The organism is Pedobacter jaeyakensis, from assembly GCF_054461315.1.
In genome coordinates, this window is the sequence record NZ_CM136921.1 from 2,732,507 (window position 1) to 2,747,668 (window position 15,162).

The 15,162-nt window shown below is 38.3% G+C and carries 17 protein-coding genes; 11 read left to right on the top strand and 6 right to left on the bottom strand.

All coding sequences use genetic code 11. The features are described from left to right. Positions 1–87 precede the first annotated feature (87 nt). The gene (gene trpS, locus ACXZ1K_RS12215) at positions 88–1,086 is read right to left on the bottom strand and encodes a tryptophan--tRNA ligase (RefSeq protein ID WP_458969946.1); all 999 of its coding nucleotides are present in this window, start codon (positions 1,084–1,086) and stop codon (positions 88–90) included. Positions 1,087–1,154: 68 nt separating this feature from the next. Between trpS and ACXZ1K_RS12220 the strand changes: the two genes are divergently transcribed. The 6 genes from ACXZ1K_RS12220 to ACXZ1K_RS12245 all read left to right on the top strand — a co-directional run bounded on the left by ACXZ1K_RS12220 (position 1,155) and on the right by ACXZ1K_RS12245 (position 4,152). Beyond that, a complete protein-coding gene (locus tag ACXZ1K_RS12220; RefSeq protein ID WP_458969947.1) occupies positions 1,155–1,892 on the top strand; it encodes a lysophospholipid acyltransferase family protein in 738 nt (245 codons plus the stop codon). Next, on the top strand, positions 1,879–2,169 hold the full coding sequence (gatC, locus tag ACXZ1K_RS12225) for an Asp-tRNA(Asn)/Glu-tRNA(Gln) amidotransferase subunit GatC (RefSeq protein WP_458969948.1): 291 nt from the start codon (positions 1,879–1,881) through the stop codon (positions 2,167–2,169). The genes ACXZ1K_RS12220 and gatC overlap by 14 nt, the downstream gene beginning before the upstream one ends. A gap of 68 nt (positions 2,170–2,237) precedes the next feature. Beyond that, positions 2,238–2,996: an ABC transporter ATP-binding protein gene (locus ACXZ1K_RS12230; RefSeq protein ID WP_458969949.1), complete on the top strand. Its 759-nt coding sequence runs from the start codon at positions 2,238–2,240 to the stop codon at positions 2,994–2,996. A 10-nt stretch (positions 2,997–3,006) separates the two neighbouring features. After that, entirely contained in the window at positions 3,007–3,555 is a 549-nt protein-coding gene (locus ACXZ1K_RS12235; protein WP_458969950.1) for a cob(I)yrinic acid a,c-diamide adenosyltransferase, read from the top strand. A gap of 83 nt (positions 3,556–3,638) precedes the next feature. Beyond that, positions 3,639–3,860 carry a DUF2795 domain-containing protein gene (locus tag ACXZ1K_RS12240; protein WP_008240955.1) on the top strand — a complete coding sequence of 74 codons (222 nt, stop codon included), beginning with the start codon at positions 3,639–3,641 and terminating at the stop codon, positions 3,858–3,860. A 130-nt stretch (positions 3,861–3,990) separates the two neighbouring features. Continuing rightward, positions 3,991–4,152 (top strand): lmo0937 family membrane protein, encoded by a 162-nt coding sequence (locus tag ACXZ1K_RS12245; protein WP_316789259.1) that lies wholly within the window; start codon positions 3,991–3,993, stop codon positions 4,150–4,152. A 31-nt stretch (positions 4,153–4,183) separates the two neighbouring features. Here the strand turns inward: ACXZ1K_RS12245 and ACXZ1K_RS12250 are convergent, their stop codons facing one another. Continuing rightward, positions 4,184–4,864 (bottom strand): 2-C-methyl-D-erythritol 4-phosphate cytidylyltransferase, encoded by a 681-nt coding sequence (locus tag ACXZ1K_RS12250; RefSeq protein WP_458969951.1) that lies wholly within the window; start codon positions 4,862–4,864, stop codon positions 4,184–4,186. A gap of 8 nt (positions 4,865–4,872) precedes the next feature. After that, complete coding sequence (gene queA, locus ACXZ1K_RS12255) at positions 4,873–5,922, bottom strand: tRNA preQ1(34) S-adenosylmethionine ribosyltransferase-isomerase QueA (protein ID WP_458969952.1); 1,050 nt, start codon at positions 5,920–5,922, stop codon at positions 4,873–4,875. 161 nt (positions 5,923–6,083) lie between these two features. Between queA and ACXZ1K_RS12260 the strand changes: the two genes are divergently transcribed. Continuing rightward, entirely contained in the window at positions 6,084–7,325 is a 1,242-nt protein-coding gene (locus tag ACXZ1K_RS12260; RefSeq protein ID WP_458969953.1) for an ABC transporter permease, read from the top strand. A gap of 62 nt (positions 7,326–7,387) precedes the next feature. Here the strand turns inward: ACXZ1K_RS12260 and ACXZ1K_RS12265 are convergent, their stop codons facing one another. Beyond that, positions 7,388–8,581, bottom strand: coding sequence for a pyridoxal phosphate-dependent aminotransferase (locus ACXZ1K_RS12265; protein ID WP_458969954.1), 1,194 nt, complete (start codon positions 8,579–8,581; stop codon positions 7,388–7,390). Between the two features lie 189 nt (positions 8,582–8,770). On the opposite strand from ACXZ1K_RS12265, the gene ACXZ1K_RS12270 reads away from it, so the two are divergent. Genes ACXZ1K_RS12270 through ACXZ1K_RS12285 form a run of 4 tightly spaced genes read left to right on the top strand, consistent with a single transcriptional unit; the run spans position 8,771 to position 12,006 of the window. After that, positions 8,771–9,694 (top strand): cation diffusion facilitator family transporter, encoded by a 924-nt coding sequence (locus ACXZ1K_RS12270; RefSeq protein WP_458969955.1) that lies wholly within the window; start codon positions 8,771–8,773, stop codon positions 9,692–9,694. Then, positions 9,691–10,128: an NUDIX domain-containing protein gene (locus tag ACXZ1K_RS12275; protein WP_458969956.1), complete on the top strand. Its 438-nt coding sequence runs from the start codon at positions 9,691–9,693 to the stop codon at positions 10,126–10,128. The genes ACXZ1K_RS12270 and ACXZ1K_RS12275 overlap by 4 nt, the downstream gene beginning before the upstream one ends. Continuing rightward, complete coding sequence (gene bioA / locus ACXZ1K_RS12280) at positions 10,128–11,396, top strand: adenosylmethionine--8-amino-7-oxononanoate transaminase (RefSeq protein ID WP_458973252.1); 1,269 nt, start codon at positions 10,128–10,130, stop codon at positions 11,394–11,396. Before ACXZ1K_RS12275 ends, bioA begins: the two co-directional genes overlap by 1 nt. Before the next feature lies 1 nt (position 11,397). Continuing rightward, positions 11,398–12,006, top strand: coding sequence for a hypothetical protein (locus tag ACXZ1K_RS12285; protein ID WP_458969957.1), 609 nt, complete (start codon positions 11,398–11,400; stop codon positions 12,004–12,006). On the opposite strand, the gene pdeM is transcribed toward ACXZ1K_RS12285, so the two are convergent. Both pdeM and ACXZ1K_RS12295 read right to left on the bottom strand, forming a co-directional pair. Then, the gene (gene pdeM, locus ACXZ1K_RS12290; RefSeq protein ID WP_458969958.1) at positions 12,003–12,638 is read right to left on the bottom strand and encodes a ligase-associated DNA damage response endonuclease PdeM; all 636 of its coding nucleotides are present in this window, start codon (positions 12,636–12,638) and stop codon (positions 12,003–12,005) included. The genes ACXZ1K_RS12285 and pdeM overlap by 4 nt on opposite strands. Beyond that, on the bottom strand, positions 12,628–15,162 hold the full coding sequence (locus tag ACXZ1K_RS12295) for a ligase-associated DNA damage response DEXH box helicase (protein WP_458969959.1): 2,535 nt from the start codon (positions 15,160–15,162) through the stop codon (positions 12,628–12,630). Before ACXZ1K_RS12295 ends, pdeM begins: the two co-directional genes overlap by 11 nt.

Consider the following 15,162-nt stretch of genomic DNA (forward strand, 5'->3'; position numbering starts at 1 on the left):
TATGTTACTTTTTTTGATTTATTGCCAATCTATGGCAGATTAAAACCGTTGACGAGGTGTGATAAGATAGTTAAATTACTTTAAATCTTAAAAAGATTTAAAACCTATCAGAGATCTTACTTCTTTGATGGTCTTTTGAGCACTTTCTCTGGCTTTCACTGCGCCTTGTTCAGCAACTTTACGCAAATATCCGCTGTCTTTTGAGAGTTCTTCAATTCGCTCCCGAATTGGCGAGTTAAAAATGATCATATCTTCTGCAATCTGTTTCTTAAAATCGCCATAACGTATGGCAACATTGTTATATAGGTTGTCAAAATGAGCGACGGTATCTGCAGGTGAAACAATCTTCATTAAGTCGAACAAGTTTTGGATCGCCTCTGGTTTTTGTTGGTTCTCTACGGTTGGACCACCATCAGTAACGGCCCTTGCCAATTTTTTACGGATAATTTCAGGACTGTCTGCCAGGTATATGCAGTTTCCATCACCGTCAGATTTGCTCATTTTTCCTTTTCCGTCGAGTCCGGGAACTTTTACAAGATTTTCAGCATAATTGAAAGCAAAAGGTTCAGGGAAATAGTCAGAATTATAAAGCCTGTTGAAGCGGTTTCCAAATGTACGGGTCATTTCCAAGTGTTGTTCCTGATCTTTACCAACTGGTACTTTTACAGCGCGGTGAATCAGAATATCAGCGGCCATTAGGGCTGGATAAGTAAGTAGTCCTGCATTCACATTATCTGGTTGCGATCTGATTTTGTCTTTAAAAGACGTGCTCCTTTCTAATTCACCTAAATACGCATTCATGTTTAGGTAAAGATAGAGTTCTGCAACTTCTGGCACATCCGACTGAATATATATGGTTGTTTCCTCCGGGTTGATCCCGCAAGCGAGATATTCAACCAGGACATGCTTAACATATCCATGTAGATCTTGTGGAGTTGGATGAGTAGTTAGTGAATGGAGATCGGCGATAAAAAAGAAACAATTGTAATCATATTGCATTTTGACAAAATTAGTAACTGCACCAAAATAATTCCCCAGATGCAACTTACCCGTTGGACGAATCCCACTAACTACTGTTTCTTTCATGAGGCCGAAATTAATAAAAAAGCAATAATTTGATCGGTTATAATTGCAATTTTTGTAATATTGGATTCATGATCAAATTTCTAAGACGTGCTCATTGGTTCTATTCCATTATAGTAATATTTACACTTTCTTTTCTCTTTTACCCTTTTTATTATCTGTTTACAAGAACTGAAAGACTTTATTTATTACTCAACTATTCCAGGAAGCTACATAGCTTTATATGTGCATTACTAATTGGAGTTATTTTTAAATTTGAATTTGAAGTACCATTGAAAAAGGGCCAGACATATGTTTTTTGTGGAAATCATACGTCCAACCTGGATATCATGATTTTTTGTGTTCTTGGTAAGGGGAAGTTTCATTTTTTAGGCAAAGATGAGTTGTTGAATAATCCTGTTTTAAAGCTCTTCTTTAAAACGATTGATGTGCCAGTAAACCGAGACAGCAAAATATCGTCATTTCGTGCATTTAAAAAAGTTGCAGAAAATTTAGCGAAAGGTATGAGTTTAATGATTTTCCCTGAAGGTAAAATTGATGATGAGCAATATCCACCACAATTGCTACCTTTTAAAAACGGACCTTTTCGATTGGCTATTGATACGAAGGTTCCCCTGGTAGCAGTGACGTTGACAGACGTCTGGAAAAAAATGTGGGATGATGGTGCTAAATATGGAACACGGCCAGGTATTTGCCATATATATGTCCATGCACCCATTTTAACCTCCAATTTGACGCCAGAGGATTCAGATGTCCTCAAAGACCGTATCTTTGCTATTATAAATAAGAAGTTCCATGATCATAAATAAGCAAACTATTGATAAGGTAGCTAATCTGGCCAGAATTGAGATCAATGATAACGATGCAGATACATTGATTGCCGATATGAATAAAATACTCACCTTTATGGAACAGCTTAATGAGTTGGACACTACAGGTGTAAAACCGCTCGTTTATATGAATGCTGAAGAAAATGTTTGGCGGGAAGATACTGTAAAGCAGGAAATTTCTGTTGAGGATGGGTTAAAGAATGCAAGCAAGCATAACGAGCGCTTTTTCTTAGTTCCGAAAATTATTGAAAAATAGCTAAGCATTGAATAGTTGTTCGCATCTGTAACATTGGGGGTAATAAGTCCGTCTAAAAATAAAAAGCAATGGAAAAAGCACTAATAAATATCAAAGATATAGGCCGTAAATATGTAATTGGTTCAGAAGTAATACATGCGCTAAAATCGGTGTCGTTAGATATTTTTAAAGGTGAATTTGTTGCTTTGATGGGTCCTTCAGGTTCTGGTAAATCGACGCTCATGAACATTTTGGGTTGCCTTGATACACCAAGCAAAGGAGATTATGTGCTGAATGGCATTAACGTGAGCCAAATGACAGATAATGAACTTGCTGAAGTGAGGAACAAAGAAATTGGATTTGTTTTTCAAACATTTAATCTATTGCCAAGGTCAACCTCTTTAGATAATGTTGCCTTACCATTAATATATGCAGGTGCAAACAAAAAGGAACGCGACACAAGAGCTCAAAAAGCTTTGGAAAATGTAGGTCTGGGTAATCGTGTTACACACAAGCCAAATGAGCTTTCAGGCGGACAACGCCAGCGTGTTGCAGTTGCTCGTGCGCTTATCAATAATCCATCAATCATCCTGGCCGATGAGCCCACCGGTAACCTAGATACCAAAACGTCGATCGAGATTATGGGCCTGTTAGAGGAAATTCATAGCAAAGGGAATACTATCATACTTGTGACCCACGAGGAGGACATCGCACAGCACGCACACCGTATTGTTCGTATGCGAGATGGTCTTATAGAGAAGGATTACGTTAATACAGATATAAAAACTGTTTCACCAAGACTTTCTAATTTAGAAAAACGCGGCAGCGATTTTGAGAAAATAGGGTAGCGAATTTTTCATGAAGATTTATACCAAAACAGGAGATAAAGGACTCACTTCATTAATAGGTGGAACAAGAGTTCCAAAATACGATCTTCGTATTGAGTGTTATGGTACAGTTGACGAACTGAATTCTTATATAGGACTTATCACCTGCCAGCCTATCAATTCGCATTACCAGGAGATTTTAAAGGAGATTCAGGATAGGTTATTCACAGTTGGCGCCTACCTAGCTACCGACCAGGAAAAGTCGAGGATGAAAATACCTGACCTTAAAAATGAAGATATTCTCCTGTTAGAGCGAGAAATGGACATAATGAATGAATTATTGCCCGAGCTTAGGCATTTCATCCTGCCGGGAGGAAACACCATTGTATCTTATTGTCATGTAGCCAGATGTGTCTGCCGTCGCGCTGAGCGACTGGTTTTCCATCTTGCATCAGAAAGTGAAATAGATGAAAAAATTACCATCTACCTGAATCGCCTGAGTGACTATTTATTTGTGTTATCCAGAAGTCTAAATTTAGACGCTGGTGTTGCTGAAAATATCTGGTTACCACGGGTTTAAAATAGTGGAAAAAAAAGTTTGTTTTGCTCGCATTTTTTAATATACTTTTGCGGAATTAAATTAGAACTTAATAATATAAAAATATGTATTGGACTTTAGAACTTGCATCGCATTTAGAAGATGCCCCATGGCCTGCAACAAAAGACGAATTGATTGATTATGGCATCAGATCGGGTGCTCCAGTTGAAGTTATTGAGAACCTGCAAGCCCTTGAGGATGATGGTGAACCTTATGAGACTATTGAGGAGATTTGGCCCGATTATCCAACTAAAGATGATTTCTTCTTTAATGAAGATGAATATTAAACTATTTAACTAAGGCCACATATCTTGTGGCCTTTTTAATTTTTGGAACGATGATTGTTTATGAATTGTCATGGAAGTGTTTACTTCCTCAACTATCTAAAAAAGAACAACAATCTAAAAATTAAACGTTATGGGAAATTTACTTTATCTTGTTGCCGTAGTACTTGTTATCCTTTGGATCATCGGCTTTTTCTTCCAGGGCTTCGGACCAAATGTTGGGGGCCTTATTCATATCTTGTTGGTTATTGCAGTAATCGCCATCATCTTAAAGGTGATCAATCGAGCAGCTTAATTACTGTCTGAAATAAAAAAAACGCTTCAGGTTAACTGGAGCGTTTTTTTTTCATAAAGATTGTTGCTATATCAATATCTTCAGGGTAAGTTATTTTAATGTTTTCCCTATCCCCGGGGATCACGTTGATCTTTATGCCTATACTTTCGACCACGCTTGCATCATCTGTATAAGAGTCTACATATGTTGAGTTATACGCTTCCCTTATAATTCTTAAATCAAAAGTTTGTGGAGTTTGTATCAGTATCAACTCGCTTCTGTCCAACGCCTGAGTAACAGATTCATCAATAATTCTTCTTACCGAATCAGTGGGAGTTACGCCAGTTACACAATTTCCTTTTTCTTCTGCTTCCTTAAACGACTGAGTTATTAAGGAAGGAGATATAAGTGGTCTAACTGCGTCATGTATAGCAACTATACCATCTCCGGTAATTTCTGAAAGACCATTTTTGACCGAATAGAAACGTTGCTCGCCTCCGGCTACAACTCTATGAGGGATATCAAATCCAAATTCTTCGCACAAGGACTTCCATTTCTCCTGCATCTCATGATTTAAAACCAAGATGATTTCAGGATTTAGGACACATTGATGAAACGCACATAGGGTATGCATCAAAACAGGTTTGCCTTCCAGAAGTAAAAATTGTTTGGGAATAGCACTATTCATCCTATTCCCAGACCCGCCAGCAACTACAATGGCATAGAAATTCATTACTGGATTTAGATAATCAACATCGCATCGCCGTAGCTATAGAAGCGATATTTTTCTTTCAAAGCTACTTCATAAGCGTTTCTAACATAATCAAAACCACCAAAAGCGCTTACCATCATCAGCAATGTGGATTCTGGAGTATGGAAGTTAGTGATCATTGAATTTGCGATACTAAAATCGTATGGTGGGAATATGAACTTGCTTGTCCAATCATTAGCAGGCTTTAACAATCTGTTAGACGAAACTGCTGATTCTATAGCACGCATTGAAGTAGTACCAACTGCACATATCTTTCTCTTTTCTTCAATAGCTTTATTCACGATATCTGCATCTTTTTGCTCGATGATGAATTGCTCAGAATCCATCTTGTGCTTGGTAAGATCTTCAACTTCTACAGACCTGAAAGTACCTAAACCTACGTGCAAGGTCACTTCAGCAAAGTTAATACCCTTTAACTCCAGGCGTTTCATCAACTCCCTGCTAAAGTGTAAGCCAGCTGTAGGAGCGGCTACAGCACCTTCATGCTTTGCAAAAATGGTTTGATAACGCTCTTTGTCTTGGGCAGTTGCTTTTCTCTTGATGTATTTTGGAAGAGGTGTTTCTCCAAGTATTTCAATGTTCTTTCTGAACTCTTCGTCAGTACCATCAAATAGGAATCGGATAGTTCGGCCACGTGAGGTAGTGTTATCCACTACTTCAGCTACCAGTAGGTCGTCGTCTCCGAAATATAATTTATTACCAACGCGGATTTTACGTGCAGGATCGACAAGAACATCCCATAAGCGGAGCTCTTTATTTAATTCACGTAACAGGAATACTTCTATTGTGGCACCAGTTTTTTCTTTATTGCCATAAAGACGTGCAGGAAAAACTTTCGTGTTGTTCAAAATCATGACGTCTTTATCATCAAAATAACTTAAAACATCCTTGAATATTTTATGTTCGATCTTGCCGCTGTCTTTATGCAGAACCATTAAACGGGCTTCATCTCGTTGTTCTGAAGGAGTGTTGGCAACTAAAGACTCAGGTAAATTAAACTTAAATTGAGATAACTTCATATTTTTCGATGTGATAATTAAGGGCGCAAATTTACTAATTATTATCCTCTTTTTGTATAAATTTATTAGGGTTATCGTTTGGCCGTCTTCAATTGTATCTTTCAGAATATATAATAGCTATTCTGTAACCTTTTTGGGTACTTTTGGTCTAAAGTTTAATTATGATTATTTTCAGACTAATAGGCGAAAGTTTTAGGTTTGCAGCTGATGCACTGCGCCAGAATAAAATGCGTACCATCCTTTCTCTTCTAGGGATTACCATTGGAATTTTTACCATCATTTTTGTATTCTCGGCTGTAGATACACTTAGGAGTAAACTCCAGGAGAGTATAGATAAACTGGGTTCAAAAACTGTTTTTGTACAAAAATGGCCTTGGGGCGGTTTTGGGGATTATCCATGGTGGAAGTATGTGAATAGACCAGAACCCTCGTTAAGAGATTATCAACTTTTAAAAGATAGACTTGAATATGCCCAAGGAGTTTCTTATGAAATATCAGCCAATTCCAGGACAGTTAAGTATAGAAGTAATTCTGTTGAGGGCGTTGGTATCCGGGCTGCATCACAAGACTTTAATAAAACTTGGAATCTTGATTTCCAGGATGGCCGATATTTTACGGAGAATGAAGGCAGAGCAGGGTCTCCAGTTGTGCTTGTAGGTGCTGAAGTTGCTGAAGGTCTTTTTGATGGTAATGATGCCGTAGGTAAAACTATTGTTGTCATGGGCCGAAAGCTGACAGTTGTTGGTGTCTTTAAGAAAGAAGGAGAGGATATGATGGGTATGTCTCAGGATAAAAATATTGTTATGCCGCTTAACTTTGCTAAGGGGATTATGGATGTGGAGAGTGAAAGATACGATCCAACTATCACTGTAAGAGGCTATGAACATATCGATTTGGATGAGATTGAGAGTGAAATACGCGGGTCTATGCGGTCGATCAGGCGTATAAGACCTGGCGCAGAGGAAGATTTTGCGTTGAACAAGAGTACTATTGCCTCAAATCAGCTCGATGTGATGTTTGGCGCAGTGGATATAGCTGGATGGATCATTGGTGGTTTCTCTATTTTGGTAGGTGGTTTTGGAATCGCAAACATCATGTTCGTTTCTGTAAAAGAAAGGACAAATATTATAGGCATTCAAAAATCGCTTGGTGCTAAAAATTATTTTATTTTATTGCAGTTTCTGTTTGAAGCCATCGCTTTGTGTTTAATGGGCGGTGCTTTTGGTCTGTTATTGGTTTATCTATTAACCCTTGGATTAACAGCAGGAGGTTTTGAAATGATATTATTCTTCAAAAATGTAGTATTAGGAGTGAGTATATCCGTGGCAATAGGTACAATCTCAGGCTTCTGGCCTGCATTTTCTGCCTCCAGGTTAGATCCTGTGGAAGCCATTAGATCTTAATAATCTCATTCATAAAAAAAGGGGCTTTTGCAAAAGCCCCCTTTTTTTTATGAATTTATATATTAGCTCAGTTTAGCTAATGCAGCTTTAATTTGCGAAACTGCTTTTCTCAGCTGATCTTCTGAAGCAGCATAGGAAATTCTGATACAATCTTCATTTCCAAATGCTTCACCTGTAACAGTTGAAACATGTGCCTCATTCAACAAGTAAAGAGATAAATCTTCAGCATTACTAATTACGTTTTCTCCGTCTTTTTTGCCGAAGTAAGCTTTGATTTCAGGGAAAAAGTAAAACGCACCATCAGGTAAGTTTACATTTACACCAGGTATTTCAGATAATAAAGCGTAAACAATGTCCCTGCGTTTTTTGAATTCAGCAACCATCTCATTAACGGTTGCTAGACCGCCATGATAGGCTTCAAGTGCTGCACGCTGTGCGATTGATGAGGTGCCTGAGGTGATTTGTCCCTGTAGCTTATCACACGCATTTGCTATTTCCTTATTAGCAGCCATGTAACCCACTCTCCATCCTGTCATCGCGTAGGACTTAGAGAAACCATTAATTAAGATAACCCTGTCTTTAACCGAGGCAAACTCAGCAATAGAGGCATGTTTGCCTACAAAGTTGATGTGCTCATAAATCTCATCAGAAATGATATAAATGTTTGGATGCTTTTCAAAAACAGTTACTAATGCCGCCAGTTCTTCCTTACTGTATACTGATCCAGTTGGATTGCATGGTGAAGAAAACATGAACAACTTAGTTTTAGGAGTTATAGCTGCTTCTAATTCCGCTGCAGTAATTTTAAAGTTATTTTCAACAGTCGCATTGATAAATACCGACTCGCCTTCAGCAAGTTTAATCATTTCAGAGTAAGATACCCAATAAGGAGTGGGTACAATCACCTCATCACCAGGGTTTACCAAACAAAGAACTGCATTAGCAAGAGATTGCTTGGCACCGGTGGAAACAACGATCTGATCAAAGCTGTAAGACAAATTATTTTCTCTTTGAAGTTTTTCTGCAACTGCCTTTCTCAAGTCAGGATATCCTGAAACCGGAGTGTAATAAGAGTAATTTTCGTCTACTGCAGTTTTGGCTGCTTCCTTTACAAATGCCGGTGTAAAGAAGTCTGGTTCACCAAAACTCAGGTTGATAACGTCAATCCCTTTTGCGGATAGCTCTCTACCAAGTTTCGCCATTTTAATGGTCTGCGACTCAGATAGATTGTTGATTCTTTTGGATAAAAATGTCATAATGATAAGTGCTCAGCAAATTTTATTTTGTGCGATCGCAAATATATGAACCTCACGGAATTATAAACTAAAAAAAATACTTTTTAATATAATTCAAGTGTTATAATGTATTTTTGAGAGCTCAAACCGCTAAACTTGCAACCAAAAAAGAAAGCAATACTACTTGCCTTATGCGTTAGCATACTGCTCATGCTTGCAAAATTTGCAGCTTATTTTATTACTCATTCCAATGCTATCCTTACAGATGCTATGGAAAGTATTGTAAACGTGCTTGCCAGCTCATTCGCATTCTACAGCATATACTTAGCAACCTTACCTAAAGATACCAATCATCCGTATGGACATGGTAAAGTGGAATTTTTCTCTGCATTTTTAGAGGGTACGTTAATAAGTATTGCTGGCGTTGTTATTATCTTGAAGTCTTCATACGACCTAATATTTCCAAAGCCTATTTTTCAATTATTTGAAGGCGCTGCAATAATTGGTGCTACTGGTATCATAAACTTAGTGATCGGATATTATCTGATCAATGCGGGCAAAAAATATAGATCAATAACGCTTGAGGCCGATGGGAAACACTTACTTACTGACGCAATAACGAGTGCAGGATTGGTGATTGGGATTATCCTTATCCAGATTACCCATTTATACTGGTTAGACAGCGTTATCTCCATTATACTAGGTGTGTATATTATCTATAATGGATATTTACTCACAAGGCGCTCTATCGGTGGGTTAATGGACGAAAGTAATACTGACATCGTTAAGGATATCATCACAGTTTTACAGGACAACAGACGCGACCCCTGGATTGATGTACACAATTTAAGAGCGCAGCAGTATGGAGCAGACCTTCATGTCGACTGCCATGTTACCTTGCCATACTATTTCGACCTCAACCAAGTGCATCATGAGGTTTCTGATATTGATAAAATGGTAAATGGAAATACTGGGCATCAAACGGAATTATTTATTCATACCGACCCATGCTTACCTGCCTGCTGTAACTATTGTAGGATGAAAGCCTGTCCGGTAAGGTCAGAACCATTTAACAGTGAAATAAAATGGAATATCGAAAATGCCACAAAAAATCAAAAACACTTTGACCAATGAGTTATTTTAACGTAAGGGTTTACGGCATACTTATCAACGAACATAACCAAATCCTGATTAGTGATGAGCAATCGGGTGGAAGAATATTTAGTAAATTTCCTGGAGGTGGTCTTGAGCTGGGTGAGGGGCTAATTGATGCCCTAAAGCGTGAATTTATTGAAGAGTGTGATACAAGAGTTGAAGTTACCCGTCATTTTTACACGACCGATTTCTATGAACAATCTTCCTTCAATGATAGCCAAATCATTAGTATTTATTATTTGGTAAAAGCACTTCATGCGCTCCCAATGAAGTTTAAAATTCAGGCCTTCGACTTTGATGAAGGTAATTCGCAGGCATTTAGGTGGGTAAATTTGAATGAACTCAATACCGACGATGTTACCTTTAAAACGGATAAAACTGTTATAGAATTATTAACAAAACAGCGTGCATGATGAGTTTACAGGAAAGAGACAAAAATGTAATTTGGCATCCCTATACACAGATGAAGAATGCCTTGCCGAACATTCCAATTATTGGTGGAAAGGGAGTTTATTTATACGATGAATCAGGTAAAAAATATATTGATGCAGTCTCAAGTTGGTGGGTTAATATACACGGGCACTCGCATCCACACATTGCAGCACAAGTTTCAAAACAGCTTTTAACGCTTGAACATGTCATATTCGCCGGTTTTACACACGAACCTGCTGTTTTGCTTGCAGAAAGATTATTACCGTTATTACCTGGTAAGCAAGAAAAAGTTTTTTACAGTGATAATGGATCTACAGCAGTAGAAGTTGCGCTTAAAATGTGCCTTCAGTACTGGAGTAACGTTACGAAAATTCCAAGAACCAAAATTTTGGCATTTAAAGAAGCCTACCATGGTGACACTTTTGGCGCAATGTCAGTAAGTGGTCGTAGCATATTTACAGATCCATTCAATTCCTTGTTGTTTGATGTTGAGTTCATTGACCTTCCAAACGAGCAAAATATAGAGCAGTTGAAATCTCGCATAGACTATTTGTCTAACGAGGTGGCTTGCTTTATTTTCGAACCTATGGTACTTGGTGCAGGGGGTATGCTTATGTATCAAGCCAAACATTTAGACCAGCTCCTGGCTACTTGCCAAAAGCATGGAATTTTGACCATCGCAGATGAGGTTATGACTGGATTTGGGCGTACGGGAAAGTTTTTTTCTTGCGAAGCGCTAGAACATCATCCTGATATTTTTTGCCTTTCTAAGGGATTAACAGGCGGTACTATGCCGTTGGGAATCACTACCTGTAATGCCAAAATATTTGAAGCTTTTCTGAGTGATGATCAACTTAAAACACTTTATCATGGACATTCTTTCACCGCGAATCCTGTGAGTATTGCTGCTTCCTTAGCGAGTCTTGATATATTACTTGAACCACAAACCCTCCAAAATATACGGCGCATCAGTAAAAAGCATGCAGCTTTTGCCGAACAAATTATGGGAAATGAAAGGCTAAAGGAAGTGCGGCAAACAGGTACGATATTAGTGATGGAGTGGCACACAACTTCCGGTACATCATACTTGAGTGAATTTAGGAATAAGTTGTACCTGTATTTTTTGGACAAAGGCATAATACTCCGCCCTTTAGGTAATATCATTTATATTTTACCTCCCTATGTCATCACTGATGAAGAACTGGATTATATTTACCAAACTATTTTACAGTCGTTAAACGATTTATAATATGCTAATCAAACCAATTTTAGAAAATATAGTTGCTGATAATATTTTACACGCCAAGTGGTTAAATACGCTATCGTACATGGAAAATGCTGGGGCTAAAAAAATATCTGCTTCGGAGCACAAAGAAAATGTTAACCTCATTATTTTAAAGCATGCGGCTGAGGAACATCGGCATGCTTATTACCTGAAAAAACAACTTGATAAACTTGACGGAGGATTATGCAAGACCTACACTAATGAAGAGCTTCTTACCCCTAATAATACCAAATTTTACTTAAATGCCCTGGATGTATCAGTATGCAGATACTTAAAAAAGCATTTTAACCTGAGGGGGTATGAGCTCAAGTTTGCAGCATATCTTTTCGTAACCTACGCTATCGAAGTTCGTGCGGATGAATTGTATCCCGTTTATCAGGAAGTTCTCAGCGCTGCGCAAAGTAAAGTAACTGTGAAATCTATCATATTGGAAGAAGAAGGTCACCTGGAGGAAATGCTGAATCAGCTGAGATCTTTTTCTCCGGATTGGGAAAAGCACGCAGAGGTGGTGATTAAAATTGAACAAGGCATGTTTAATGATTGGATCGTTAGTCTCAGCAATCAGCTTAACTAGACCTCAATAACTTTCTGTGGGGTAATGGCATAGAACCGATCGCCCCCTTCTGGTTTAATTAAAAAAAGCCCTGTGAACACGCTGAACGCAGGAAGTACAGCGCAAGTTTCATTGAAATAAAAGCAGGGGAATTTTAGTCGCTGTTTCGCTTTTCCATGTAACACCACTCCAGGATGTATATGGCCAGAGATATTAAAAAATTCATCAAAGATTTTAGGCTTATCATGTATAAATCTAAAGGGTTTTACAATTAATTCTTTAGCATGTACTTCGATATTTAAAGCCTCATAATCTTTAGTCTTTAGCTCATCATGATTACCTTTAATTAGTATGATTTTTAGATCGCTCTTGCCATTTCTCCATTCTAGAAAAGCCTCTGCGTCACTATTAATCTTGTTGTGAAACATATCACCAGTAACCAACAATGTAGTAGGATTGAATTCATCTATTAAAGAACTGAGCCTTTGCAAATCCGTTAGCCCAACAGAGCCCGGCACCTGTATTCCTGATTTTCTAAAATGTGCAGACTTACCAATGTGAAGATCACTTATGATCAACATTTGCTTTTTTTCCCAATAAATTGCTTTTTCCTTACTTAAAAATAAATCTTCTCCGCGGCAATTAACGTTCATTCTTTTTTTTCAAGCTTTTTTTGTCTGCTTCAGCAGTCATTCTTTCAATTCTTTGACTTAGTTCTTCCGAGCTCATATTGTCGCGTAAGCTGTCCACCTTTATCGGAAAACAAAGAGGAGTGTAGCTTTCAGTTTTAACGATAACAACCTCACTATCTTGTATACGGTGTAAAGCTGCTGCAAGTCTTGGCTCCTCAATCTGCTGATAAAATGCTTCGTCATAAGCTTGCCGCAATAATAAGTTATGTTTGTCATAATCACTAAAAACGTTGAAAAATAACGCAGCGGAAGATTGGAGATGTTTATTTGCAACATATTTTCCCGGATATCCCTGAAAAACTAATCCAGATATACATGCAATGTCTCTGAATTTTCTTCTTGCCATTTCTGTGGCATTTATACTGGCAATAATGTCGTCTGATAAATTTTCGGGTGTGAAAAGCTGTTTGATATTCTCTTCATCCAAGGGGATGGGCTGTTCGCTCAATAATTCAAAACCATAATCGTTCATAGCAATTGAAAAACTGATTGGTTTTATTTTACCTAATCTATAGGCGATTAATGAAGCCATGATTTCATGAACTTGCCGACCTTCAAAAGGATAAGCAAAAAAATGAAATCCATCTCTTGTGTTGATCAATTCGATCAGAAATTCGTCGTCCTTAGGCACATGTGAAACCTTTGCCTGTCGTTCAAACAAAGGCAAAATGATATCCAGTTCCTCATCGTCATGTTGTTTATAAAGCGTTTCGTTGTATTTTTTTCTTAGGATAACGCCTAAGTTGGCAGTAAGCGAGATTCTGCCACCCATCCAGCTTGGACTCATTGCAGTCTTTTGCTTACTTTTTTTAACAAGTACCATCATGTCTTTGATCATCACAAACTCTAAAACCCTTCCAGCCAGCGTAAAACTAGTTCCTGGTTTCATTCTTGCTACGAAGGATTCTTCTACCATCCCTACAAAGCCACCGCTGATGTACTTCACCTTTACCATCGCATCGCTTACTATGGCCCCGATATGTAGCCGGTGCCGCATTGCAATTTGTCTACTTTCTACTTTCCAAAGGCCATCAATTTTAGTCACTTTGCTAAACTCTGTGTATGCAGTAAGACTTTCTCCTCCCGTGGTTATGAACCTCATGATCCAATCCCATTCTTCCGGTAATAACTCTCTAAACGCATGGGTTTGCTTCACTTCTGAAAAGATTTTTTGGTCGTCAAAACCATCACCTACCGCCAAAGTTACCAGATACTGAATTAAGGTATCGAATGCCATAACTATAGGTTCTCTACTCTCAATATTTTGCGTTTTCGCTGCTTCTTTTATTGCTGCCGCTTCTACAAGTTCAAGGGCATGAGTTGGTAGAAAGTAAATCTTTGAGGTTTCATACGGTGAGTGACCACTCCGTCCGGCACGCTGTAGAAATCTGGCCACCCCTTTAGGCGAGCCAATTTGTACTACTGTATCAACAGGTTTAAAATCGACTCCCAAATCTAGAGACGATGTACTTACAACAGCTTTAAGCACACCAGAATGAATAGCGTCTTCAATCCAATTTCTCAATTCAAAATCAATAGAGCCATGGTGTATGGCCAATTGTCCGGCCAAATTCTCATCCTTTGCTAATAAAGTCTGGTACCACATTTCAGCTTGCCCCCGGGTATTTGTAAATATCAGTGTAGTTTTGCTTTTATAAATGATTGGGAGAAGTTTGTCTGCCAGTTTATGCCCGAGATGGCCTGCCCAGGGTAACATATCAATATGATCTGGCAAGATAGATTTGATTACAATTTTCTTTTCTATATCTGCTTTAATGATGATCTTCAGTAGATCATCGTAAGGAACCAAAACATCAAGTGCCTGATCAATATTTCCGATAGTGGCAGATATTCCCCAAATTCTAAGTAGTCGCTCAGGATTCTGATCATTTATCAAACCCTTAATCCTTGATATGGCCAATTCGGCCATTACACCACGTTTACTTCCGAGTAACTCGTGCCATTCATCTGCAACTATGCATTGCAAGTGCTCAAAATAATTAAATGTGCTTTTTTGGGCTAATAACAAGTGGATGCTTTCGGGCGTAATGATTAGCACTTCGGGCATTTGTTTTTTTTGCTTTAGCTTTTCATTCTGCGAGGTATCGCCATTCCTAACCCCTACATGCCAGTCCAAATTGAGTTCAGTGCAAACCTCAGTCATGGCTCGTGCCAAATCTTTTGCCAGAGATCTTAGCGGTGTTATCCAGATTAGTTTTAAACCCGTATGAACTTTTAACTTTTTTTTTGTTCCCTTGTCTTTTTTTGAAAGCTTTTCTAAGTCCTCCATTTTATTCAACTCATCTATGGCAACCGCCAGAAATAACGAAAATGTTTTACCGAAACCAGTTGGGGCATTTACCAAACCGCTATAACCCTCTGCGTAATATTGCCAGGCATCTGTTTGAAATTTGAAGGGCTTTTTGCGACTGGTTCTCAGCCACTTCATCACCTGTTTGTATCCTTTACTTGTTTCAATTCCCAT